General features: G+C 70.6%; 20 protein-coding genes. 14 read left to right on the plus strand and 6 right to left on the minus strand.

The annotated features are described in order from the left end of the window. Positions 1-51 precede the first annotated feature (51 nt). From C5F75_RS34250 to C5F75_RS34305, 12 genes are all read left to right on the plus strand, one after another. The gene (locus C5F75_RS34250) at positions 52-324 is read left to right on the plus strand and encodes a UBP-type zinc finger domain-containing protein (RefSeq protein WP_059574850.1); all 273 of its coding nucleotides are present in this window, start codon (positions 52-54) and stop codon (positions 322-324) included. 156 nt (positions 325-480) lie between these two features. Continuing rightward, positions 481-960: a VOC family protein gene (locus tag C5F75_RS34255; protein ID WP_059574848.1), complete on the plus strand. Its 480-nt coding sequence runs from the start codon at positions 481-483 to the stop codon at positions 958-960. A 1-nt stretch (position 961) separates the two neighbouring features. Continuing rightward, on the plus strand, positions 962-2185 hold the full coding sequence (locus C5F75_RS34260; RefSeq protein ID WP_104013373.1) for an FAD binding domain-containing protein: 1224 nt from the start codon (positions 962-964) through the stop codon (positions 2183-2185). A 73-nt stretch (positions 2186-2258) separates the two neighbouring features. After that, entirely contained in the window at positions 2259-2618 is a 360-nt protein-coding gene (locus C5F75_RS34265) for a DUF485 domain-containing protein (protein WP_059574845.1), read from the plus strand. Next, positions 2615-4297, plus strand: coding sequence for a cation/acetate symporter ActP (gene actP, locus C5F75_RS34270; protein ID WP_104013374.1), 1683 nt, complete (start codon positions 2615-2617; stop codon positions 4295-4297). Before C5F75_RS34265 ends, actP begins: the two co-directional genes overlap by 4 nt. Next, positions 4294-5442 (plus strand): amidohydrolase family protein, encoded by a 1149-nt coding sequence (locus C5F75_RS34275; protein ID WP_104013375.1) that lies wholly within the window; start codon positions 4294-4296, stop codon positions 5440-5442. The genes actP and C5F75_RS34275 overlap by 4 nt, the downstream gene beginning before the upstream one ends. 277 nt (positions 5443-5719) lie before the next feature. After that, the gene (locus tag C5F75_RS34280) at positions 5720-7006 is read left to right on the plus strand and encodes a c-type cytochrome (protein WP_104013376.1); all 1287 of its coding nucleotides are present in this window, start codon (positions 5720-5722) and stop codon (positions 7004-7006) included. After that, positions 7003-7503, plus strand: coding sequence for a (2Fe-2S)-binding protein (locus C5F75_RS34285; protein ID WP_060310513.1), 501 nt, complete (start codon positions 7003-7005; stop codon positions 7501-7503). Before C5F75_RS34280 ends, C5F75_RS34285 begins: the two co-directional genes overlap by 4 nt. Next, positions 7503-9764 carry a xanthine dehydrogenase family protein molybdopterin-binding subunit gene (locus C5F75_RS34290; RefSeq protein WP_104013377.1) on the plus strand — a complete coding sequence of 754 codons (2262 nt, stop codon included), beginning with the start codon at positions 7503-7505 and terminating at the stop codon, positions 9762-9764. Before C5F75_RS34285 ends, C5F75_RS34290 begins: the two co-directional genes overlap by 1 nt. 97 nt (positions 9765-9861) lie before the next feature. Beyond that, entirely contained in the window at positions 9862-10779 is a 918-nt protein-coding gene (locus C5F75_RS34295; RefSeq protein WP_059640765.1) for a LysR family transcriptional regulator, read from the plus strand. A 177-nt stretch (positions 10780-10956) separates the two neighbouring features. Beyond that, complete coding sequence (locus C5F75_RS34300; protein ID WP_104013378.1) at positions 10957-12174, plus strand: MFS transporter; 1218 nt, start codon at positions 10957-10959, stop codon at positions 12172-12174. A 78-nt stretch (positions 12175-12252) separates the two neighbouring features. Then, a complete protein-coding gene (locus C5F75_RS34305; protein ID WP_059640767.1) occupies positions 12253-13365 on the plus strand; it encodes an alkene reductase in 1113 nt (370 codons plus the stop codon). Between the two features lie 82 nt (positions 13366-13447). Here C5F75_RS34305 and C5F75_RS34310 read toward each other — a convergent pair whose 3' ends face one another. From C5F75_RS34310 to C5F75_RS34325, 3 genes are all read right to left on the minus strand, one after another. Continuing rightward, on the minus strand, positions 13448-14131 hold the full coding sequence (locus tag C5F75_RS34310) for an HD domain-containing protein (RefSeq protein WP_059574825.1): 684 nt from the start codon (positions 14129-14131) through the stop codon (positions 13448-13450). A 93-nt stretch (positions 14132-14224) separates the two neighbouring features. After that, entirely contained in the window at positions 14225-16117 is a 1893-nt protein-coding gene (locus tag C5F75_RS34315; RefSeq protein WP_104013389.1) for an amidohydrolase, read from the minus strand. 132 nt (positions 16118-16249) lie between these two features. Further along, positions 16250-19144 carry an ATP-binding protein gene (locus tag C5F75_RS34325; RefSeq protein ID WP_104013379.1) on the minus strand — a complete coding sequence of 965 codons (2895 nt, stop codon included), beginning with the start codon at positions 19142-19144 and terminating at the stop codon, positions 16250-16252. A 399-nt stretch (positions 19145-19543) separates the two neighbouring features. Here C5F75_RS34325 and C5F75_RS34330 point away from each other — a divergent pair, with 399 nt between their 5' ends. Continuing rightward, positions 19544-20464: a helix-turn-helix domain-containing protein gene (locus C5F75_RS34330; protein ID WP_059574821.1), complete on the plus strand. Its 921-nt coding sequence runs from the start codon at positions 19544-19546 to the stop codon at positions 20462-20464. 38 nt (positions 20465-20502) lie between these two features. On the opposite strand, the gene C5F75_RS34335 is transcribed toward C5F75_RS34330, so the two are convergent. Beyond that, positions 20503-21537 (minus strand): MBL fold metallo-hydrolase, encoded by a 1035-nt coding sequence (locus C5F75_RS34335; RefSeq protein ID WP_104013380.1) that lies wholly within the window; start codon positions 21535-21537, stop codon positions 20503-20505. 217 nt (positions 21538-21754) lie between these two features. Between C5F75_RS34335 and C5F75_RS34340 the strand changes: the two genes are divergently transcribed. Continuing rightward, positions 21755-22660 carry a LysR family transcriptional regulator gene (locus tag C5F75_RS34340; protein ID WP_104013381.1) on the plus strand — a complete coding sequence of 302 codons (906 nt, stop codon included), beginning with the start codon at positions 21755-21757 and terminating at the stop codon, positions 22658-22660. Positions 22661-22684: 24 nt separating this feature from the next. Here C5F75_RS34340 and C5F75_RS34345 read toward each other — a convergent pair whose 3' ends face one another. After that, positions 22685-24145 (minus strand): alginate export family protein, encoded by a 1461-nt coding sequence (locus C5F75_RS34345; protein ID WP_059575180.1) that lies wholly within the window; start codon positions 24143-24145, stop codon positions 22685-22687. A 14-nt stretch (positions 24146-24159) separates the two neighbouring features. After that, entirely contained in the window at positions 24160-25113 is a 954-nt protein-coding gene (locus C5F75_RS34350) for a VOC family protein (protein WP_104013382.1), read from the minus strand. Positions 25114-25563 lie beyond the last annotated feature (450 nt).

The raw sequence follows: 25563 nt of genomic DNA on the forward strand, positions 1-25563 counted from the left end.
GCGCCGGCCGCGTCGCAAGCGTCGTTCCCCGCGCCGGCACCGGAGCGCAAGATGGCCATCGCCTGTACGCATCTCGACGAAGCACGCGTGCTCGACACCGACAAGGACTACTGCGAGGAATGCATCAAATCGGGCAGCGGCTGGGTGCATTTGCGGATGTGCCTGATCTGCGGACACGTCGGCTGCTGCGACTCGTCGCCGAATCGCCACGCGAGCCGGCATTTCCGCGACACCGGACACCGGCTCGTCCGCTCGATCGAGCCCGGCGAGCGCTGGATCTGGTGCTACGAGGACGAAGTCGTCGCCGGCGAGGTGCCGTCGTAACGTGACGCGCGGCGCACTCGGCGCCCGTTCGTCGCCGATTCGCCCCCGGTTCCGGGCCAAGGGTTAACACGGCTGGATCACGGCTTTGCGCCGCGTCGTTTTCGGCCTAGAATTTATCGAACGATAACTTATCCTTCGATAAACAAGAGGTTCGCCATGCCTGTCTCGCGACTCGCGCATTACTCGATCCGCACGCCTGATCTCGAAGCCTCGTGCCGCTTCTACGAACGCGTGCTCGGCTTCAGACGCGGCTACCGCCCGCCGTTCGACTTTCCGGGCGCGTGGCTCTATCTCGGCGACGACGAAGCCGATTACGGCACGGTCCACCTGATCGGCATCGATCCGGCCAACCCCCACGGGCTGGCCGCGTATCTCGGCGACAAGCCCGTGCCGGCCGCGGGCACCGGCACCGTCGACCACATCGCGTTCGTCGCGACCGGCGTCGAGGCGATGTGGCGCACGCTGCGTGACGAGCGCATCGCGTGGCGCGACCGCACCGTGCCGAGGCTCGGGCTGCATCAGGTGTTCATCGAGGATCCGTCGGGCGTGACGATCGAACTGAACTACCCGGCCGCCGAAGTCGCCGGCCTCGACATACGCGGCGCCGCAGCGGCCGCCGCCACCCGTGGAGACTGACATGCGCACCACTTCGACGCATCGCAAGGCCGCCATCGTCGGCGGCTCGCTGGGCGGGCTGTTCGCCGCCAACCTGCTGCTGCGCCACGGCTGGGACGTGGACGTGTTCGAACGCGTGCCCGACGCGCTGTCCGGCCGCGGCGCCGGCATCGTCACGCATCCGGAGCTGTTCGACGTGCTGCGCGCGGCCGGCGTGCGCATCGACGCATCGATCGGCGTGAACGTCGAATCGCGCATCACGCTGGCGCGGGACGGTTCGCTCGCCGCCGAGCGGCAACAGCCGCAGACGCTGACCGCATGGAGCAAGATGTACCACGTGTTGCGCGCCGCGCTGCCCGACCAGCACCATCACGCGGGGGCCGTCGTCGCCGATGTCGCGGACGGGCCCGAGCGCGCGACGCTCACGCTGGCCGACGGATCGGTCGTGCATGCCGACCTCGTCGTCGCGGCCGACGGCTTCCGTTCGGCGATCCGCGAACGGTTGCTGCCGGACGCGCGTCTGCGGTACGCGGGCTATGTCGCGTGGCGCGGCCTCGTCGACGAACGCGAACTGTCCGGGCGCACGCATGCGGCGCTGTTCGACAAGTTCGCGTTCGGCCTGCCGCCGCACGAGCAGATCCTCGGCTACCCGGTCGCCGGCCAGCACAACAGCACGCAGCCCGGCGAGCGCCGCTACAACTTCGTGTGGTATCGCGCGACCCGCGAGGACACCGACCTGCCGAACCTGCTCACCGACGCGACGGGCAAGGTGTGGGCGGCCGGCATTCCGCCGACGCTGATCCGCCGCGACGTGCTCGCCGACATGGAAGACGCCGCGCATGCATTGCTCGCGCCGCAGTTCGCGGAAGTCGTGTCGCGCGCCGCGCAGCCGCTGTTCCAGCCGATCTACGATCTCGAGGTGCCGCGCATGGCGTTCGGCCGCATCGCGCTGCTCGGCGATGCCGCATTCGTCGCGCGGCCGCATTGCGGAATGGGCGTCACGAAGGCCGCGGGCGACGCGCTGGCGCTCGTCGGCGCGCTGGCCGCGCATGCCGATCCGCTCGACGCACTGCACGCGTACAGCGAAACGCGCACCGCGTTCGGCGCCGCGATCGTCGAACACGCGCGCCATCTCGGCGCGTACATGCAGGCGCAACTGAAGAACGACACCGAACGCGAGATGGCCGAGCGTTACCGCACCGCGGAAGTCGTGATGCGCGAAACGGCCGTGCCGCCGTCGCTCTGACCACCGGCGGGCGCATGCACGACGTGTCGCGCCCGCCGCATCGCGCCCCATCCGATACCGACAAGGAGACACCGTGAACCGCTCGATTCCGGCTGCCGCCGGCCCCGCACCCGATCCGGACCTGCCCGCCGCGGCCACGCATCCGCTGCCGCGCGATGCCCGCTTCCGCCATCTCGTCACGCGAAGGAGGCGATTCGCGTGGTCGCTGACCGCGGTCATGCTCGCGCTTTACTTCGCATTCATCCTGTCGCTGGCGTTCTCGCCGGCATGGCTCGGCCGGCCGATCGTGGCGAGCCGCCCGACCACGTGGGGCATCCCGGTCGGTTTCGGCATGTTCGTCGCGACGTTCGCACTCGTCGCGCTGTACGTGTGGCGTGCGAATGCGGTGCACGACGCGCTCGTCGCGTCGATCCGCGACGGAGGCGGCCAATGAAACGCACCGTCGCCATCCTCGTCACCGCGGCCGCGGTCGCCACGGCGCCGGCGTTCGCGGCCGGCCCCGCCGCGCTCGCCCACGTGCACAATCCGGTCGCCATCGGCATGTTCGTGCTGTTCGTCGCGTCGACGCTCGTCATCACGCGCTGGGCCGCCCGCCAGAACCGCAGCGTCGCCGATCATTACGCGGCCGGCGGGCGCATCACCGCGCTGCAGAACGGCTGGGCGATCGCCGGCGACTACATGTCGGCCGCGTCGCTGCTCGGCATCTCGGCGCTCGTGTTCACGAGCGGTTACGACGGGCTGATCTATTCGGTCGGCTTTCTCGCGAGCTGGCCGATCATCCTGTTCCTGATCGCGGAGCCGTTGCGCAATCTCGGCAAGTACACGCTCGCCGACGTCGTGTCGTATCGGCTGCAGCAACAGCCGATCCGTGCGTTCGCCGCGTCGAGCTCGATCGTCATAGTCCTGCTGTATCTCGTGTCGCAGATGGTCGGCGCCGGCAAGCTCGTCGAGCTGCTGTTCGGGCTCGACTACACGGTCGCGGTGGTGATCGTCGGCGTGCTGATGGTCGTCTACGTATTCTTCGGCGGCATGCTCGCCACCACGTGGATCCAGATCGTCAAGGCCGTGCTGTTGCTCGCCGGCGCAGCCTTCATGGCGTTCATGGTGCTGAGCCGCTTCGGCTTCAGCCTCGACGCGCTGTTCGCGCAGGCGTTGCGCGTCCATCCGAAGCACGCGGCCATCATGCGGCCGGGCGGCCTCGTGTCCGATCCGGTGTCCGCGGTATCGCTCGGCCTCGCGCTGATCTTCGGCACGGCCGGCCTGCCGCACATCCTGATGCGCTTCTTCACGGTCGGCGACGTCGGCGCGGCGCGCAAGAGCATCCTCCATGCGACGGGCATCGTCGGGGCCGGCTATGCGCTGATCATCGTGATCGGCTTCGGCACGATCGCGCTCGTCGCGGCGGACCCGCGGTATCACGATGCGTCCGGCGCGGTCGCGGGCGGCGCGAACATGGTGGCGATCCATCTCGCGCATGCGGTCGGCGGCAACTTTTTCCTCGGCTTCATCTGCGCGGTCGCGTTCTCGACGATTCTCGCCGTGGTCGCCGGGCTGACGCTCGCCGGCTCGTCCGCGATCTCGCACGACCTCTATGCGAACGTGCTGCGCCGCGGCCGGGCGACCGACCGCGACGAAATGCGCGTCGCACGCGCGACGACGCTGGTGCTCGGCGTGCTCGCGATCGTGCTGGGCATCGCATTCGAGAAGCAGAACATCGCGTTCATCGTCAGCCTCACGTTCTCGATCGCCGCCAGCTCGAATTTTCCGGTGCTGCTGCTCTCGATCTACTGGCGCGGCCTGACGACGCGCGGCGCGGTGGCCGGCGGCACGATCGGCCTCGTCACGGCGGTCACGCTCACCGTGCTGAGCCCGACCGTCTGGGTCCAGGTGCTCGGCCACGCGCACGCGCCCTACCCGTACGAATATCCGGCGCTGTTCTCGATGGCCGCCGCGTTCATCGCGATCGTCGCGGTATCGGCCACCGACGGGTCCGCCCGCGCGCGACGCGAACGCGCGCGCTTCGACGCGCAGCTCGTCGCATGCGAACTCGGCACCCTGCCGCGCCACGGCGCGCGGCAACACGACAATCCCGACCTGGAGACGATTCGATGACCTGCCCCTGCTGTCTGTCCGCCGGGCGCCGCCGCATGCTCGGCGCGTTCGCCGCGCTTGCCGGCGCGGCCGTTGCCGGACGCCCCGCCGCGGCGGCGCAACCGGCGCCCGCGTCGGCCGCGTCGCCCGCGTCGGCCGCTTCGGCCACGCTGGCTGGCCGGCGTCCGCGCGCGATCGACATCCACGCGCATTACTACCCGGAAAGCTTCTGCGACCTCGTCGGCGGCGAAGGCAAGCGCTTCGGCGGCGCATTCGCGTGCGACGGCACGACGTTCACGTTCCGCACGCCGGCCGGCGGCCTCGGGCCGCTGCCGATGAAATTCATCGACGTCGATGCGCGGCTCGCGGACATGGACGCGTCGGGCGTCGACGTGCAGGCGCTGTCGCTGAGCGTGCCGATGACGTACTGGGGCGACCGGCCGTTCAACGCGAAACTGGCGCGCGCATGGAATACGGCCGCGTCGCGCGTGCACCAGCAGCATCCGGCGCGCTTCGTCGTACTCGCGACGCTGCCGATGCTCGACGCGACCGACGCGATCGACGAGCTCGAGCGCGCGTCGACGCTGCCGGGCGTGCGCGGCGTGTACATGGGCACGAACATCGACAACCGCGACCTCGACGATCCGCGGTTCGCGCCGGTGTTCGCGCGCATCGAACAGCTCGGGCTGCCGGTGTTCCTGCATCCGCAGCAAACCGTCGGCGACGCGCGCCTCGGCGATTTCTACCTGAGCAACCTGCTCGGCAATCCGTTCGATACGGCCATCGCCGCTTCGCACCTGATCCTCGGCGGCGTGCTCGACCGCCATCCGGCGCTGCATGTCGCGCTGCCGCATGCGGGCGGCGCGCTGCCGATCCTCGTCGGCCGGCTGGACGCCGGCTGGACCGTCCGGCCGGAAACGCGCCGGCTCGCGCACAAGCCGAGCAGCTACCTGCGGCGCTTCAGCTACGACACGGTGTCCCACTCGGGGCCGGTGCTGAGCTTCCTGATCGAGAACGTCGGCATCGACCGGCTGGTGCTCGGCAGCGACTATTGCTTCGACATGGGCTACGCGCAACCGGTGCGTTTTCTCGATCGGCTGGACCTGCCCGACGACCAGCGCGCGATGGTGCTCGGCGGCAATGCGGGCCGGCTGCTGCGGATCTAGCTGGCGCGCGCGTGCCGGATGTCGCCGAACCGGCCCGGCCCGCCGTTCAGAACGTTTCAGCCGGACTTCAGGAAATGATGCGGGCGTCTGCGTAGACTGGCTGCAAGAGCGACCGCGCTGGTCAGCCGGCGCGCCTTTTCGACTGATGGAGTGACGACGTGAATCCAGTTGCCAATTACCGCCTCGCCGCAACGCGTTCGCGGCCCGGCCGGCCGACGCACGACGGCCCGGGCACGCCGCGCGCGACGTGCGGCATACCGCTTCGCGCGGAGCGCGCATGAAGCACAAACGACTCTGGTTCGGCGCGGCCGGCATCGCGTTCGCCGGCCTGGCGATCGCGATCGGCATCATGGTGCGGCCGTCGATCGCGCCGATCGACCCGCCCGCCCCCGCTTCGTTCGATCCGCAACTGGTGCGCGCCGGCGCGCGCGTCGTCGCGCTCGGCGACTGCGTCGTGTGCCACACCGCGAAGGACGGCAAGCCGTTCGCGGGCGGGTTGCCGCTCGCGACGCCGTTCGGCACGATCTACGCGACCAACATCACGCCGGATGCCGAAACGGGGATCGGCCGCTGGTCGCGCGACGCGTTCGCCCGCGCGCTGCGCACCGGCATCGGACGCAACGGCCAGCCGCTCTACCCGGCGTTTCCGTACATTCATTTCACGCGGATGTCCGACGACGACATCGCCGCCGCATATGCGTACCTGATGACCCGCGAGCCGGTGCGCGCGACGACGCCCGCCAACGACCTGATATTCCCGCTGAACTTCCGGCCGCTGGTGGCGTTCTGGAACGTGCTGTTCCTGCACGAAGGCGCATATCAACCCGACCCTGCGCAGTCCGCGCAATGGAACCGCGGCAGGATGCTCGTCGACGGGCTCGGCCACTGCGCATCGTGCCATTCGCCGCTGAACGCGATCGGCGGCGAGCAGCGCGGCCGCGCGTTCGACGGCGGCATTGTCGACGGCTGGGAAGCGCCGCCGCTCAATGCGCTCGGCGATGCCGCGCGGCCGTGGACGCAGGCGCAGCTCGTCACCTACCTGCGCACCGGCCGCGCGAGCGAGCACGGCGCGGCGGCCGGGCCGATGCTGCCTGTCACGCGCGACCTCGCGACGGTGCCGGTGGAGGACGTCGAGGCGATCGCCGCGTACATCCTGTCGATCCAGAAACCGGCGAACGCACGTGCGGCCGCGGCCGCGCATCCGGTCGAACGCGTCGCGACGACGCCGGCCGCGCAGCGCGGCGCGGTGCTGTTCCAGGCATCGTGCGCGCAGTGCCACGGGCCGGCCGCGCCGATGCAGTCGATCGGCGAACGGCCGACGCTCGCGTTCAACACGGCGGTCAACGCAGACACGCCGCGCAACGCGATCCAGATGATGTTCAACGGCATCGGCTGGCACGGCGAGGATACGCTCAACTACATGCCGTCGTTCATCGACCAGTACGACGACGCGCAGATCGCCGATCTCGCCGCGTACGTGCGAGAAACCTATACCGACCGCCCCGCGTGGTCGGGCGTCGACGCGATGGCCGCGAAGCTCAGAAAAGAGGACACCGCACGATGATCACCCTCACCGTCAACGGCGTGCGCCACACGCTGGACATCGACCCGTCCACGCCGCTGCTGTACGCGCTGCGCAACGACCTGCACCTGCACGGCGCGAAGTTCGGCTGCGGCCTCGGGCAGTGCGGCGCGTGCACCGTGATCGTCGACGGCAAGCCGACGTTCTCGTGCCTGATGCCGGTGGCCGCGGTCGGTTCGCGCAGCGTGCGTACCATCGAGAGCCTCGGCACCGCCGAGCGTCCGGGCCCGCTGCAACGCGCGTTCATCGAGCACCAGGCCGCGCAGTGCGGCTACTGCATCGCCGGGATGATCATGCGCGCGCAGGCGCTGCTCGAACGCAACCCGAAACCGACCGAACAGGAACTGCGCACGCACATGGAACCGAACCTGTGCCGCTGCGGCACGCACATGCGGATTCTCGCGGCGGTGCGCTCGGTCGCGGGGCTGCCGGCCCCCGAACCCGCTTCCGCTCCCGTCACGATCAGCAAGGGGCTGTAATGAATTCCCACGACGACATCGACGAAAGCCGCCGGCACTTCATCGTCTCCGGCGCGCTGTTCGTCGCGTTCAGTCTCGCGCCCGCGTCGCGCGCGGCCGCGCAGCTGGTGATCGCCGACGAAGGCGCGGCCGTGCACGTGGCGAAAGCCACGCAGGCGCTCGCCGGCAGCCTGAAGACCAATCCGCTGCTCGACGCGTGGATCAAGATCGCGCCCGACGGCAAGGTCACCGTGTTTACCGGCAAGGTCGAGCTCGGCACCGGCGTGCGCACGGCGCTGCTGCAGGTGGCCGCCGAGGAACTCGACATGAAGCCGTCGCTGATCACGTTCCTGACGGCCGACACCGGCGCGTCGCCCGACGAGGGCCTGACGGCCGGCAGCCACACGATGGCCGACAGCGGCTCCGCGCTGCTGAACGCGGCCGCGCAGGTGCGTGCGCTGCTGGTGGAAGGCGCGGCGAAGCGCTTCGGCGTCGAGCCGCGCGTGCTGACGACCGCCGACGCGGTGATCACGGCGCCCGACGGACGCACGATGACCTACGGCGACGCGATCCGCACGGTCGACCTGCATCGCAATGCGACGCCCACGTCGCCGCTGAAGAACCCGGCGACGTTCGCCGTGATCGGCACGTCGCTGCCGCGCGTGGACATCCCGAACAAGGTCACGGGCGGCGTCAGCTACGTGCAGGACATGCAGTTGCCCGGCATGCTGCACGCGCGCGTCGTGATGCCGCCGGTATATGAAGCGAAGCTGCTGTCGTTCGACGAAGCCGCGGTCCTGAAGCTGCCGGGCGTCGTGCGGATCGTGCGCAACGGCAGCATGCTCGCGGTCGTCGCGCAGGGCGAATGGCAGGCGGTGGTCGCGCAGCGCGCGCTCGCCGCCGGCTGCCGCTGGTCGCCGGGCCGCACGCTGCCCGAGCGCGGCACCGTGCACGCGGACCTGAAGCGGATCGCGACACAGCGCATCGAGATCGCGAACACGCACGCGGCCACCGCACCAGCCGTGAAGACGCTCAATGCGACGTTCCTGAAGAACTACCTGCTGCACGGGTCGATCGGGCCGTCGTGTTCGGTCGCGCATCTCGAGAACGGGATGATGACGGTGTGGACGCACTCGCAGGGCGTCTACCCGCTGCGCGACGCGCTCGCCGAGATGCTGTCGATGCCGAAGGCGAGCATCCGCTGCATTCACACCGAGGGGTCGGGCTGCTACGGGCACAATGCGGCGGACGACGCGGCCGCGCACGCCGCGCTGATCGCCGCCGCGATGCCGGGCAAGCCGATTCGCGTGCAATGGATGCGCGAACAGGAACACACGTGGGACCACTTCACGCCCGCGATGGTGACGGAGGTCAGCGCATCGCTGGACGCGAGCGGGCGCATCGTCGACTGGAACTATGCGTTGTGGAGCAGCTCGCACAACGAGCGGATCGTCAACGCCGGCCGGCTGCTGCCCGCGCGCATGCTGGAGCCGCCGTTCGTGCCCGCGCCGTCGACGCCGATGCTGCAACCGGAAGGCGGCGGCGACCGCAACGCGATTCCGCTGTATGCGCTGCCGAACCAGCACATCGTCAACAACTTCTCGCCGACGATGCCGCTGCAGACCTCCGCGATGCGCTCGCTCGGCGCGCACACCAACGTCTGGGCGATCGAAAGCTTCATGGACGAGCTCGCGCATGCGGCCGGCGTCGATCCGGTCGAATTCCGGCTGCGCCACATGGACGACCATCGCGCGCGGCAGGTGATCAAGCTCGCCGCGACGCACTTCGGCTGGCCGCGGCCGCCGCGTGCGCGCAACCGCGGCGTCGGCTTCGCGTTCGGCAAGTACAAGAACCTGATGGCCTACGTCGCGATCGCGGTCGAGGTGTCGGTCGTGCCGGAAACCGGCCAGGTGACGCTCGAGCGCGCGGAAGCGGCGGTCGACGCGGGCCAGGTCGTGTCGCCGGACGGGATCCGCAACCAGATCGAGGGCGGCATCGTGCAGGCCGCGAGCTGGACGCTGTACGAGGCGCTGAAGTACGACACCGAACGGATTCGCAGCTTCGACTGGAGCAGCTATCCGATCCTGCGTTTCTCGGCGGCGCCGCAAAGCGTGAAGGTTCATCTGATCAATCGTCCCGGCGCGCCGTTTCTCGGCGCGGCCGAGGCGTCGATGGGGCCGACCGCCGGCGCGCTGGCCAACGCGATCTTCGACGCGACCGGCCAGCGCATGCGTGAAATGCCGTTTGCCGGCGACGCGCTGAGAAAGCGCATCGACGCATAGCGGCCCGGTCGCCCCCGCTACGCGATACCCGATATCCGACCAGACGGCGCCGGCACGCACCGGCGCCGCATGCCGACAGGCTGGAGAACTTTCGACGATGGATACCTTGCTTTCGATGCGCGTGTTCACGCGCATCGTCGAAACCGGCAGCTTCACGCGCGCGTCCGACACGACCGGCCTCACCACGCCGCGCGTGTCGGCGCTGCTGAGCGGTCTCGAGCAGCACCTCGGCTGCCGGCTGCTGAACCGCACCACGCGCCGCATCTCGCTGACCGAGGACGGCCAGGCCTACTACGAACGGTCCGTCGCGGTGCTGCGCGAGATCGACGACATGGAGGCGTCGGTCTCGCAGGCGCGCAACGTGCCGCGCGGCCGGCTGAAGGTGAACCTGCCGCCGGCGATGGCGAAGCAGGTCGTGGTGCCCGCGCTGCCGGCGTTTCTCGACGCCCATCCGGACATCATGCTCGAACTCGGCGTGACCGACCGGCAGATCGACCTCGTCGGCGAAGGGGTCGACTGCGTGGTGCGCATCGGCGCGCTGGACGATTCGGGAATGATCGCGCGGCGGATCGGCAGCCTGACCACCTGCACGTGCGGCTCGCCCGCGTATTTCGCGCGGTTCGGCGAGCCGGAGACCGTCGACGATCTCGCGCGGCACGTCGCGGTCAGTCACATCTCCGCCGATACCGGGCGGCCGCGCGCGTGGGACTACGTGGTCGACGGCGAGCCGCGCATCGTGCAGATGTGCGGCACGGTGGCCGTCAACGACGCGGACAACTACATCGAGTGCGGCGTCGCCGGCATCGGGCTGATCAAGACGTCGCTGTACCTCGTCGAGCCGTACCTGAAATCGGGCCGGCTGCGCGAGGTGCTGACCGATTTCAACGCGCCGGCCCGGCCGATCTCGGTGCTGTATCCGCCCAATCGCCACATTCCGGTCAAGCTGAAGGTGTTCGTCGACTGGCTCGCGGGGCTGTTCGAGCAGATTCCGACGCTGCAGGGCAAACGCGGCTGAACCCGCCCGGCGCGACACCTTTGCGTGCCGCGCAACGCTCGATTGCGCGGCGTTCCGCTTCCGGCTTTATCGATTGATCAATAGTATTGACGGCAATGCGGTGCACCGTATCGCGGCCGGCCTCCATGCCGGCGCGGCGCTCCGGTAGCCGGCCTTTCCCTTTTCCAGGAGTCGACCATGTCAACGGATTCAACACCGCTCGCGCCGCCCGCGCACGGCGCCAAGCTCACGCAGGGGCTGATCCTGCTGTTCGCCTTCAGTTGCGGCGCGATCGTCGCGAACCTGTACTACGCGCAACCGATCACCGAGCTCATCGCGCCGAGCCTGCACATGTCCGGCGACACGGCGAGCCTGATCGTGTCGCTGACGCAGATCGGCTATGCGTTCGGCCTGTTCTTCATCGTGCCGCTCGGCGATCTGCTCGAAAACCGCAGGCTGATGATCGTGACGGCCGTCGTGTCGATCGCGAGCCTCGCGGCGGCGGCGCTCGTGCGCACGCCCGGGCTCTTTCTCGCGGTTTCGCTGCTGATCGGGTTCAGCTCGGTGGCCGTGCAGATTCTCGTGCCGCTCGCCGCGCACCTCGCGCCGGATCATTCGCGCGGCCGCATCGTCGGCACGATCATGAGCGGGCTGCTACTCGGCATCCTGCTTGCCCGTCCGCTGTCGAGCGTGGTGGCCGACGCATTCGGCTGGCGCTTCGTGTTCGCGGCCGCGGCCGTGCTGATGACGCTCGTCACGGCCGTGCTCGCGCTGACGATTCCGTCGCGCCAGCCCGATCACCGCGCGACCTATTTCGAGCTGATCGGCTCGCTGCTGCACCTCGTTCGCACGATGCCGGTGCTGCGCCACCGCGCGTTCTACCAGGGCCTGATGTTCGCGTCGTTCAGCCTGTTCTGGACGGCCGTGCCGGTCGAACTGACGCGTCACTACGGGCTGTCGCAATCGGCGATCGGCCTGTTCGCGCTGGTCGGTGCGATCGGCGCGACGTCGGCGCCGGTAGCCGGGCGTCTGGCGGATGCCGGCCATACGGTGCGCGCGACGCTGATCGCGCTCGTGGCCGGCGCGCTGTCGTATGCGGTCGGGTTCGTGCACGGCACCGGCCTGTACGGGCTCGTCGTCACCGGCATCGTGCTCGACTTCGCGGTGCAGATGAACATGGTGCTCGGCCAGCGCGAGATCTACGCACTGCACGCGGCGAGCCGCAACCGGCTGAACGCGCTGTACATGACGAGCATCTTCGTCGGCGGCGCCGTCGGCTCCGCGCTCGCGAGCCCGCTGTACGAGCGTGGCGGCTGGCCGCTCGTCGCCGCGGCGGCCGGCGCGTTCCCGATCGTCGCGCTCGCCCACTACCTGCTCGTCGGGCGGCCGCACGCGCAACGTCACGCCGCGGGTTGAGCCGCCCTCACCCATCGAATCGATCCGTTCGCGGGGCGCGCCGCCGCCCCGCTCCACGTCGAACCACAGGAGTCCATCATGTCTTCCCTGCTCAGTGCCTACGATCTGCGCGGCCTCGCGCTGCCGAACCGCGTCGTGATGGGGCCGATGACGCGCTCGCGCGCGCCGTCGCGCGGCCTGCCCACCGAACTGATGGCCGAGTACTACGCGCAGCGCGCGTCGGCCGGCCTGATCGTGACCGAGGCCACCAACGTCAGCGCGGCCTCCGCGGCGTTCGAGCTGACGCCCGGCCTCGTCGACGATGCACAGGCCGCCGGCTGGAAAATCGTCACCGACGCCGTCCACGCGAACGGCGGGCGCATCTTCGCGCAGCTGTGGCACGGCGGCCGCGTCAGCTCGCTGACGCTGCTCGGCGGCGCCGCGCCGCTGTCGCCGTCCGGCGTGAACGACGACCTCGAACAGTTGCAGGTCTGGGCGCAGTTGCAGAACGGCTACTACACGAAGATTCATGCGACGCCGTCGCGCGCAATGACGACCGATGAAGTCGTCGCGACCGTCGACGAATTCCGGCAGGCGGCCGCGCGCGCGATGGCCGCGGGCTTCGACGGTGTCGAGATCCATGCGGCCAACGGCTACCTGCCGCACCAGTTCCTGTCGTCGACGCTGAACCGCCGCGACGATCGCTACGGCGGCTCGGTCGCGAACCGCGCGCGCTTTCTCGAGGAAATCGTCGACGCGGTCGGCGGCGTGATGCCGTTGAACCGCGTCGGCGTGCGCATCTCGCCGTACGCGAAATACAACAACGTGCGCGACGCCGACCCCGACGCGACGCTCGCCTACGTCGGCCGGATGCTCGACGCGGCGGGCGTCGCCTATCTGCACGCGGCCGATACCAACGGCTGGAGCGGCGAGCCCGATCTGCCGCGCATCGTCGAGCACGCGCGGCGGTCGTTCCGCGGCACGCTGATCGTCAACGGCGGCATTTCACCGGACGCGGCGAACGCGCTGATCGACGCGGGCGACGCCGATCTCGTCGCGTTTGCGCGTGCGTACATCGCGAACCCGGATCTCGTGGAGCGCATCGCGGCCCGCGCACCGCTCGCGGAGCCGAAGACCATCGGCTGGTACGGCGGCGACCGCGCCGGCTACGTCGACTATGCGCGGCACGACGCCGTGCAGTCGCACGCATGATCCGCGCATGCGGCGCGCAGGGCCCGGCATGCCGGGCGCGGTGCCGCGACGCGTCCGGCCACCGCGTGCCGGAGCGGCGCCGTCACGTATCGTTCCACCGCGCGCCCAGCACGCGCCCGCAGAAATTCGGCCGATGAAAATCCGGATCCGCGCGTTCGAGCACGTCGGCACTCCACGTGCCGAACGTCGATTGCGGCCGATGTTCGACGCCGCGCGCGACCGTCGCGAGGAACGTTTCGCGAAAACCGCTGCCGCGCGGATACGCGGCGAGCAACGCGTCACGCTCGTCGAGCGTGTATGCGTCGAAGTCGGTCGCCATCAGGTCGGTCGACACGGCGGCCGCCAGCGCGCGCGCGAGCGGCGACGCGCGGGCGGCCACGCCGGGCGTCGTATGCAGCGCGATCGCCTGCCACACGTCGTCGCGCACGCGCCGCGAGCGCCGATGGCGCAACAGCAGCGCGCATGCGGCATCCGCGCCGTCGAGCTCGTAGCGCTCGGTCGAGCGGCAATACGCGTGGCTCAACCCCATGTTCGCGTACATCGCGGCGACGTACAGCGCGTCGGCGTCGCATGCGTTGCATGCGTCGCCTGCCCGCCGCGCGGCGAGCGACGCGAACACGAACACGCGCGCCGCGTGATCGACCAGCACGGCGGGCAACGACGCGCGGGCCGCGTCGGCCGCATCGAGCGCAACGGGCGTGCGCGGAATGCGAACGCCGGCCACTTCGTCGCCGATGGCCGGTGCGCGCGGGTGCGCAGCATTCATCCTGTCTCCTTCATGCCCCGCGCACGGGGCGGAAAATCGTTCAATGCCCGGGGGCGTCCGGCGCGCGGCGCGTCGCGCACCGGCACGCGCCGCTCAAAACGCGACGCAGCAGCGGCCGAACGCTTCGCAGCGCTCGGCGGCCGCACTTGCCGTCGGATAGCGCGGCCGCGCGAAGCGGCGGCCGTGACCGCGCGCCCGGCACGCATCGCTGCCGGGCGCCGCGCATGCGTCGCCCGCCGCCGACGCATGCGGACGGGCGAGCGCCGCGCCGCCGACGCCGCCTTCCGCGACCGGCGACCATGCGGGACTGACGGGCGGCGGCGGCGGCGCCAGCGGCGCGAATTCCTGCTCCGCGTGCACGACCTTCCCGTCGACGACCGTCAGCACCGACGACAACGCGGGGATGCGCCGTGCGTCGATCGTGAAGTAGTCGTCGCTCAGCACCGCGAAGTCGGCGTACCGGCCGGGCACCAGCGCGCCCTTGCGGTGCTCGTCGGCGGAGAACCATGCGCTGCCGACCGTATAGCGGCGCAGCGCCTCCATCCGGCCGAGCCGGTTGCGCGCCGGATACAGCGCGGTGCCGCCGACGGAGCGCCCCGACACCATCCAGTACAGCGCGACGAACGGGTTGTAGCTCGCCGCGCCCGTCGCCCCGGAGCCCGCGCCGACCGGCAGCCCGGCCGCGAGCATCGCGCGGATCGGCGGCGCGCGCGTGGCCGCCGCCGCGCCGTGGCGGGCGATGAAGGCTTCGCCCTGGAACGCCATGCGCGGCTGCACGGTGATGCCGCCGCCCAGCGCCGCGACACGCGCGATATTGGCATCCGAGATCGTCTCGCAGCGGTCGAAGCACCAGCGCAGCCCGTCGAACGGCGTGTCGCGATCCACCGCTTCGAACACGTCGAGGAAGCGGCCGATCGATTCGTCGTAGGTCGCATGCAGCCGGAACGGCCAGCGATGGCGCACGAGCAGCCGGACGACGGCCGCCAGTTCCGCGTCGACCGACGCGGGCAGGTCGACGCGCGGTTCGAGAAAATTCCCGAGATCGATCGCCGAGCACAGGAGCCGCTCGCCCGCGCCGCTCACGCGTAGGAACGCGTCGCCGTCGCCGTCGCCGGGCGCCGTCCGCGCGATCCATGTCGCGAAATCGTCGAGTTCGCGGCCGGCGTGCCGCGCGCCCAGCGCATAGGCGATGCGCGTCGTCAGTTCGCCGCGCCGCGCGAGCGTCGCGACCGCCGCATAGTCGTCCGGATACGCGAGGCCGTCGCCGCCGGCGTCGATCGCGCTCGTCACGCCCACGCGGTTCAGCGCGCGCATGAACTGCCGCGTGGAGTTGACCCGGTCGGCCGCATCGAGCATGGGCGCGCGGGCGAGCGCCGCGAACAGCACGGCCGGATCCCGACGCGCGAGCAGCAGCCCGGTCGGCCGCCCGTGGCGATCGCGCCGCAGTTCGCCGCCGGGCGGATCGGGCGTGTCGCGGCCGTAGCCGAGCGCGCGCAGCGCGGCCGCATTCAGCCACGCGCTGTCGCCCAGATGCTGAATGAATACGGGCGTGTCGGGCGCGATCGCGTTGAGCTCGGCCACCGTCGGGCCGCGCTTTTCCGCGAACTGCAGCGCGGTCCAGCCGCCCGCCACGCGCGCCCATTGCGGCGCGGGCGTGCGTCGCACCTGCCGGCCCAGCAGATCGAGCGCGTCGGCAAGCGACGGCACGCCGTCCCAGCGCACCTCTAGGTTGAAGTTCATGCCGCCGCGGATCGCCTGCAGGTGGGCGTCGATCAGGCCCGGAATCACGGTACGGCCGTTCAGATCGATACGGGTCGTGTCGTCGCGCGCATGGCGCAGCACGTCGCGATCGTCGCCGGTCGCGACGATGGTCCCGTCCTTCACGGCGAGCGCGCGGACGAACGAGCGTCGTTCGTCCTGGGTCGCGATCTTGCCGTTGAAGACGACGAGGTCCGCCGAGCGCGCGGGTTCCGTCGCCCTAAGCACCGTCGGGCCTCCCGTGCGCATCCGCGCGCGACGCGCTGCGCGGCGACGCTGCCTGAAACGCGGCCGCACCGCGCGCGTCGGCACGCATGCCGCGATCGCGCGGGCGCGCTGCTGCACCGGATTCGCGCATCGCTATGCCGCCTGCTGCGCCGCGTCGGCGGCATCGCGTCGCGCGCGCGTCCGGCACGGCGCGAGCGGCGCCTCCTGACGGACGAAGTTCTGCACGCGCAGCAGGCGGCGCACGTCGTGCGCGCGCGAATCCGGATCGAAGTGCCGCGCGCCCGCGGCGACCAGCGTCGACGCCTGCGCGGTGTGCCCGCGCTCGATCAGGTGATCGGCGAGATCGAGCGAACTGCGCAGCGCCCACATCGCGGCGCCCTGCGCGTTCGCGGTCTGGATCGCCATCTGCAGATGACGATGGCCGTCGGCCTCGTACGCCACCGCGAGATCCGCGCCGACGGTGCGCGCCTGTTCGAGCATCGCGACGCCGTTCACCCGCAGCAATTCCGGGACGAACAGGTGCTCGCCGTGCGCGCGGCAGCGCGCGAGCGTCGCATCGAGCCGGGAGCGCGCTTCGTTCGCGCGGCCGGTCCGCACGAGGCCCTCCGCGTACGCAACGGTCAACGGCGCGAGCAGACGCCGGAAACCGCTCGCCTCGACGCGCCGCAGCGCCGGTTCGAGGCGGGCGAGACCGGCGCCGGGATGGCCGGCCTGGATGTCGAACTGTCCGGTCAGGCATTCCGCGTGACTGCGCCAGATGTCGAAGCCGTGCGCGTCGGCGGTCGCGCGCAGCGTCGCGAGATAGTCGGAGGTGATGTCGTGATCGCCGTAGCGCAGCGCGATCGGCGCGGCGGCCGCACCGAGCACGATGCACAGCGTGAGCGCCGACGGGCCGCGGCGCGCGCACTCGACCGCCTGCGCGGCGACGCGCATCGCATGCTCGGGCTCGCCTTGCATCCAGAGCAGACGGATCAGCATCGTGCGCCCCAGCGTCGCCATGTCGACGCCGAGCGCGGCCTGCGCGCACGCCGGTTCGTCCGCGTCGGCGAGTTCGGCCGTCGCCGCTTCCAGCCGCTCGCGCGCCTGCGCATGCTCGCCGAAGTAATGCAGCGACGTCGCGACCATCGTGTTCGCCAGCAACCGCTGCGACCGGTCCCCGCGCCGCTCGGCCGCGCGCTCGAAGCGCGTCGCGTAGCGCAGCGATTCGTGGATGTCCGACAGCGTCAGCATCGTATGCCACAGCCCGACCAGCGCGCGCGCGTCGAACGCATCGTCGCCGATATGCGCGGCGAGACCGAGCGTGCGGTTCCACATCGCGGCGGCGGCCGGCGCATCGCCATCGGTATGCAGCAGCGCCGACGCGCAGGCCGCCCGCAGCCGCATCTCGCGCGCGGCGTCGACCGGGCCCGCGGCGCCCGTGTCGAGCGCGTCGAGTACCTGGCGCGCGCGCGCCGTGCACGCGCGCATCCGCGCCGGCTCGAGCAGCGCGCGCGCCAGCCGGTCGGGCTCGGGCACGCCTGCGGCCACGGCGGCCTCCGCCGGTTCGTCCGCGGCCGGCGCGGGTGCATCCGCGGGCAGCGCGTCGGCCAGCGTCGCGGGACGCGCGGGCGCATGCTCGCGCTCGTACGCCGCGTGGCGCGCGACGATGCGTTCGAATTCGCCTTCGTTGTGCAGTTTTTCCAGCGCGTACGCGCGCGTCGATTCGGTCAGCCGGTAGCGCGCATACGCGCCATGGAACTCGACGGTCACCAGCGACTTCGCCACCAGCTCGCCGAGCACCGCGATCATGTCCGCGGCCGACGTGCCGGGCTCGGTCGCGACCGCGCGCGCGGCATCGAACGAAAACGGCCCGATGAAGCATCCCATCCGGCGAAACAGCGCGCGCGCGGCCGGATCGAGCAGCACGTAGCTCCAGTCGAACGTCGCCCGCAGCGTCTGATGACGCGGCAGCGCCGAGCGCAGCCCGCCCGTCAGCAGGTTCAGCCGGTCGTCGAGACGCGACGCGACGACCGCGAGCCCGAGCGTCGCCACGCGCGCCGCGGCCAGCTCAATCGCGAGCGGCAGCCCGTCGAGGCGCCGGCAGATGTCCGCGATCACCCGCACGCCGGCTTCGTCGACCGGGCAATCCGGCGCGGCCGTGCGCACGCGCTCCAGGAACAGCTCGACGGCCGAACAGCGGACCATTTCCGGGACGGACGCGCCGCCGTCCGGCACCGCGAGCGGGCTCATCCGCAGCACCGCTTCGGCCGAGATGTGCAGCGGCTCGCGGCTCGTCACGAGCACGCGCGGCGAGCCGGCGCGCGACGTCAGCGTTTCGACGAGGCTCGCCACCAGATCGACGATGTGCTCCGCGTTGTCGAGCACGAGCAGGCAGCGCGACGTCGCGAACGCGTCGCCGATGCGCTCGATGGCCGGCACGCCCTGCGTGTCGAGACCGAGCTCGGCGGCCAGCGCGATCAGCATGTCGTCGCGCGTCGACGCGCGCGCCAGCTCGACGAACAGCACGCGCTCGCGCGAGCGGCTGCGCACGCCGTGCGCGACGCGCACGGCAAGACTCGTCTTGCCGATGCCGCCCGCGCCGACGAGCGTGACGACCGGCGTGCGCTCGAGCATGTCGACGATCTGCGCGATTTCGGCGTCGCGCCCGACGAGCGGCGCGAGCAGCGACGACGCGGGGACGTCGGGCGGCGCCGCGACGGCCGGCGCGTCGGCCGCGGGCACGAGGTCCGGGCCGGGCGACGGGCTCGCGACCAGCAGATAGCCGCGCCCGGGCACCGTCTTGATCAGATCGCGGCTCGCGCCGAGCGCCTTGCGCAGCGTCGCCACATGCACCTGCAGCCGGTTTTCCTCGACGATCAGGCCCGGCCAGACCGCATCCATGATGTCGTCTTTCGACACGACCGAACCGCTCGCGCGGTGCAGGACCTCGAGAATGTCGAGCGCGCGCGCGCCGATGCGCAGCGACGCGCCGTGACGGCGAATGTCCCGCTGCTCGAAATCCACCGACAAAGTTCCGATCTGGACCATGGCCGCCTCCGGGTACCTCGGGATGAGCGCCGGGTGAACGCGGCAGTTCGCCCGGCGGAGAGTCCAAGTCCGGCGTGCTGCCGCGCCGGACGATAAATGTCGAAATACGGGTCGAGTGTAGAGGGGCATGCCGTGAAAATCTTGAAGGAAAATGCGCTGTCCGCGCATGCCGCGCACGCGCGGCCGGCACGATCGCTTGCGTGTAAAAGTGGGGCGCTATACTCTGCCGGGCCGCTCGCGCAGGCGTCGCGCCGGGGCACGCACTCACCGCGCGCACGCATTGAAAGCAATTTGTCAGGATGAAGAGCGGACGTTTATGCAAATTCATTTTGAACGTTCGCGCGCGCATCTAAACTGGACTCGTCATTTCACGCTCCGAGTCCCTCGCTGGGGAATTCCATGTCAGACTCCGTCATCGCAGCCCCGACGGCATCGCCTCCGCCACGGCCGAAAGACACGCTCGGGTGCGTGTCGAGCCTGCTGGCGAAGGATGTCGAGACGGCATCCGGCGGCCTGAAGCTCCACCGCAAATGCATGCGCGAAGCGCACGTCGAACGGATCGACATGCCCGCGTGCGACCGCGGCTTCCTGGTCGGCGTGTCGCTGAACGGCGGCCACCGCCGCACGCTCTATGGGCGCGCCGGCGCGAGCGAGCGCCGGTTCCAGCATCACTCGATCTACATTCGCGACTTCTCGCGCCATTTCCACGCGGACCTGTACGGCAACTTCGACTTCGTGCTGGTCGAGCTGCCGCACCCGTATCTGGCGCGCATCGGCCCCGAACACGGCGGCAGCCCGGTCGACGGCCTCACGTGCCGCGTCGATGCGCGCGACCCGGTGCTCGGGCATCTCGCGCACGCGGTGGCCGACAGCCTCGACGCGCCCGGCCCGCTGAACGCGCTGTTCATCGAGCAGGTCGGGCTCGCGATGGGCACGCATCTCGTGCGCCGCTACGGCAACGTGCGCGCGCGCGAACTCGAGCACAAGGGCGCGCTGTCTCCCGCGAAGGTGGCGCTCGCCAAGGAGCTGTTGATGGAAAAGGCGGACCTCGGCGTGTCGATCGAGGAAGTGGCGAACGAATGCGACCTGTCGCGCGGCTATTTCATCCGCGCGTTCTCGCGCACCACCGGCCGCACACCGCACCAGTGGCTGCTCGAACAGCGCGTGATGCGCGCGCGCGAGCTGATCGAGACGTCCGACATGACGCTGGCCGACATCGCGGTCGCGTGCGGCTTCGCCGACCAGAGCCACCTGAACCGCGTATTCGCGCGGATCGTCGGGCACCCGCCCGGCGCGTGGCGGCGCGCACGGGCACGCTGACCGGCGGCATGGCGCACGCCGGGCCGCACGCCGGGACGTCACCGCACCGGCGTCGCGTCGTAGTTGACCGGCACCCAGTCGTATTGCGCACCGTCCCGGCGCAGGTGGCCGAGCCCGGGAAACGCGATATGCGCGGCCCCGACGAGATAGCGCCGCTCGGCGACGCGCTTCAGCGTATCCCGCCGCGTGCGGCGGGCGGCCTCGGCATCGCTGTCGTACTGGACCGTCGCGTCGACGTCGCGCAACTGGATCGCCGCCACGTGCACGATGTCGCCCCACGCGAGCAGGCCCGCGCGGCCGCTCTCGATCAGGTAAGCCGTATGGCCCGGCGTATGGCCGGGCATCGGCACCGCGCGAATGCCGGGCGCGAGCGTCGCGTCGCCGCGAAACGTCTTGAAGCGGCCGGCCGCGACGTACGGCGCGACCGCCGCGGCGGCCGCATCGAAGAACGACGCGAGAAACGCCGGCGCGTGCGCCTTGTTCGCCGGATCGAGCCAGTACGCGGCCTCGACGGCGTTCACCCGCACGACGGCATTCGGAAACGTCATCGCGCCATTCGACGCAATGCCGCCGACATGGTCCTTATGCAGGTGCGTGAGCAGCACTTCGTCGATCTGCGCGGGCGCGTAGCCGGCCGCGCGCAGGTCGTCGAGCAGCTTGCCGCAGCAGTCGCCGTACAGCGTGCCGGCGCCCGCGTCGACGAGGATCCGCTTCGATCCGGTATCGACGAGGAACGCGTTGATCGACCCTTGCACGGGCGGCTCGAGGAATGCGCGGTCGAGGTCGCGCCGGATCTCGTCGTTCGAGATGTCGCGAAACACCGAGTCGACCGGAAACGGATGCGTGCCGTCGGACAGCGCGATCACCGTGAAGTCGCCGATCTTCAGCCGATAGAAGCCGGGCGGCTGCCGGCCCGCGGCGGGCACCGGCGCGTCAGGCTGCACGCCGGACGCCGCATCGGCCCGCACGCCGGCCTGCGCATGCGCCGCAGGCGCCAACAGGCCCGCGCACCCGGCCACGATCAACCACCGGGCCGCCTGCGCGACGCACGCGTGCCGAAACAGGTTCTTCATCGGATCTCCGTGACGAATCGTGCGCGTGGCCCGTCACGAACGGAACGGCCAGCGCAACACGCGATGTCGCGCAGCTTATCGGCCGCCGCGGCGAAAATCCTGAGCGACGCCTGAATTGTCCTGAAGACACGCCGCACGCGATCGGCCGCCGCGCCGCCCGGCGCTAGAATGCGAACCGCATGTAACGCGACGTTGCCACCCGCCCAAGGACGATCTCATGGACAAATTCTCCGCGCTGCGCGCGTTCGTCGAAGTCGCGGAAGCCGGCGGCTTCTCGAGCGCGGGGCGCCGGCTCGATCTCGCCGCTTCGTCGGTCGTGCGCGCGGTGGATGCGCTGGAGGCGTCGCTCGGCACCGTGCTGCTGAACCGCACGACGCGGCAAGTCACGCTGTCCGACGCGGGCGCCGTCTACTATGCGCGGGCGAAACGCGTGCTCGGCGAACTCGCCGATGCCGACGCGCTGGTGGCCGACCGCGGCGACGCGCCGTCCGGCCCGCTGCGCGTATCGGTCCCGGTCGCCTACGGGCTGCGCCGCATCGCGCCGCACGTCGCCGCGTTCGTCGCGCGCCATCCCAAGCTCGACCTCGATCTGCAACTGACCGACGAACGCGTCGATCTCGTGTCCGCGCGGATCGACGTCGCGATCCGGCTCGGCGACGCGGCCCCGACCGCGGACGTCGTCGCGCGTCCGCTCGGCACGTTCCGGCGCTACGTGGTCGCGAGCCGCGGCTACCTCGACGCGCACGGCACGCCGGCGACACCCGGCGAACTCGTCGATCACGCGTGCCTGCGCTTTCATTTCGGCGTCGACCAGCAGGCGTGGACGTTCGCCGGCCCGCCACGCACGACGCAGGTCGTCGTCACCGGGCGGCTGAAATCGAATCACAGCGAGGTGCTGCGCGAGGCCGCGCTCGACGGCGCCGGCATCGCGCTGCTGCCCGACTGGCTGGTCGGGGCGGATATCGAAGCCGGCCGCCTGCAGCGGCTGTTCGACCAGTACGACGTGACGCCGGGCTCGGCGCGCGCGGTGATCACGGCCCTGTACCTGCCGAACCAGCGCGGCTCGAAGCGCGTGACCGCGTTCATCGATTTCGTCGAATCGCTCGCCCGCGCGCAGGCCTGATACGCGAGAGCCGGGCGCGGCGCGTCACCAGCCGAACTTCGCTTCCATCCCGACATAGTCGGCATTGCGCGCGCCGAGCGCGCGAATCGACGAGCCGAGCTGGAAGTGCACGGCTTCGAGCGCGAGCGCGACGTTCGCGTTCACGAGCCAGTCGACGCGCGCCTGCGCGTACATCCCCGTCCACGCGCCGCCCTTGCCCGCCGTGCCCGGCACCGCCGACATCCCCTGCCCGTAGATCGCGTCGGCCGTCGTCTGCCGCCACTGGAAGCCGACGGCGGTGAGCACCGTCACCGAGCTCGCCGGCTTGAAGGTCAGCGACGGCTTCACGTGGATCAGGTTGCTGTATCCGGTATACCCGGCGAGCGTGAAGTAATAGCCGTTCGGAAACATCGGGTTGAACGTGCCGACGCGCCGGTCGCCCGGATGCGCGTCGCCTGATGCGCCGTCGACCTGGATGCCGACGCGCGGCGTGCCGGCCGTCTTCGCGAACGTGTAGCCGCCCAGCGCGCCGAACGCCCACGCGCCGATCGTGTCCTGCCCGACGTGGCCCGTCTGCAGCATCGCCTCGACGTCCCAGTCGAACCCGTCGGTCTTGCCCGCGTAGCGCATGTCGAACACGTCGCGCCGCTCGGTGCCGGATGCATCCGGATAGCGCGCGTTGTCGCGCGTGTAGCGCGACCAGTACGCGGACAGATCGCCGGGCCCCGTGCCCGTGCGCTCGACGCGCACGCCGTCGAATCGCAGGTGCCGGTTCGACACGTCGTCGAACGCGGCCGCGTTGCGATACTGCACCGGACGCGTCACATAGCCGATCACGCGCCATTTGCCGATTTCGTAATCGGTCCACAGTCCGTCGTATGCCTGGCGCACGTTCGGACCGTCGCGCACCGACACGAAGCGCTGCAAGTCGAACGCCATCTCCTGCCGGCCGATCCGCGTCTTGAACGTGCCGGGCCCGAGTTGATCGACGTACGCGACGAACGCCTGCTGGAGGTCGAGCTGGTCCTTGTCGACCGGGCCGACCGTATCCTTGCCGAACGGCCGCGCATCGACGAACTGCACGAACGCCTGCAGATGCCCGCGATAGCGCAGGTCCGCATGCACGTTCGCGCGCTGGATCACGTAGTTGTCGTCGTGCGCGGCGCCGAGGCCGAACAGCGGCGCGTTGTTCAGCTCGAAGCGCTCGCGCAGGTTCGCGCCGAGCGACAGATAGGTCGACGGGTCGTCGCCGAGCGGCACGTATTTCAGCGCGTCGAACGGCTTGCGCGGCACGCACGGATTCGCGAGCGCCGACCAGTCTTCCTGCCAGCGGTTGAACAGCACCGTCGGGCGTTTCGCGGTGCACGAAGCGGCGGCGGCAGCCGGCGACGCGGCCGCGCCGGCCGACGCCGCCTCGGCTTCGGCGCCGACGGCGGTACCCGCGTGCGACGCGGCACCGCCCGCCAGCACGACGCACGACAGCGCGCCGCGCCACGATCGCTTCATCGGCCGGCGCACCGTCATTTCGACCGCGCGTGGATCTCGGCGACGTAGCCGCCCGGGAACTGCACGAGCGCCGCGTCGCGCCCGTCCGACTTGAACGGCGGCACGAGCACCGTCACGCCCGCGGCTTCGGCCTGCTTCAGCGTCGCGGCGAGATCGGCCACTTCGTAGCCCGTCATTTCACGCCCGAACGGGTACGGCAGATGGCCGTCGGTCGCGAGCACGGTCATCTTGCCGAAGCCCGATTCGATGCGAATGCGGCGGTACGCGTCGTTCGGCCGCCCGATTTCGATGCCCGGCGCATGGCGCACGTCCGACACGATCTTGCCGTGCGAGAACGCCGCGAAGTCGCGCGCGAGCTTGCCCGCGCTTTCCGGCGACACGTATACGCGATTCTCCGGCACCGTCTGCAGCGGGTCGTAGTTCGGCGTCTGCGTATGCCAGTACAGCTGCATGTTCACGCCGCCCGGCCAGCGGACGATCGCGTCGCGGCCGATCGGGTCGGGGAACGTCGCCACGACGATGTCCGCGCCATGCGCGCGCGCCGACTTCACCGCGACGTCCATGTCGGTGACGAGATAGCCGGTGCGCTCCTCGCAGAACGGATACGGGATCGGCGTCTTGAAACCGAACACCGAGATCGTGCCGACCGGCGTCAGCACGAGCTGCGACATCGTCTGGCTCGGCGTCGGCGTGACCTGGAACACGCCCTGCTTCGACTTCTTGCCGCCGAACGTCGCGACGAAGCTGTCGGTGAAGCGGTCGAAGTCCTCAGGCGCGACGCACACGTGGGTCGTGTCGTACTGCGGGCCGACCGCAACGGCGGGGAACCGCGCCGCGGCGGCCGGCGACGCGATGTCGTCGAGATGGGTTTCGTCGGCGAGCGCCGGCGCGCCGGCCAGCAGCGCGGCGAGCACGGCCGACGACGCGGCGGTCATGCGCAGCATGTTGCGCAGGTTCAATAAACTCATCGGTTTTCTCCTTGATGGTGATGCGCGCGGCCAGCGCCGCGCGCGGATTCGGATTCAGCGGGATACGGGCCACGCGTCCAGGCGGCCGGACGACCGGCGAGAAACACGAGCGGCGCGCGGCTTCCCGCCCGGCGGGAGACGGCGCAGACTCGTCGTTTCAGCGCGGTCGCCGCAACGTCACCGAATGGCGGGAACGCTGCCGGTCTGGCGTCGTATATCGTCGAGCACGGTGACGCGCTGCTGGATTTCCCCTGGCCGCGACGGCAGCGCGCGGACCTGCGCCGCGGTGTCGCAAGTGGCACGCATCGCCCTGTCAGACCGCCCAGCACGAACAGCCGAACGCGCCCCAGAAACCCTTCGCGTCCGACGTCGGCAATGCGTTCGCCCATGCGCTCGCGTGCGCATGCTGGTGAACGTTGCATTCGTTCGCGCAGCCGCACATCGCGTCTC

This window comes from Burkholderia anthinoferrum (assembly GCF_002925705.1).
In the GTDB taxonomy this organism is placed as follows: domain Bacteria; phylum Pseudomonadota; class Gammaproteobacteria; order Burkholderiales; family Burkholderiaceae; genus Burkholderia; species Burkholderia semiarida.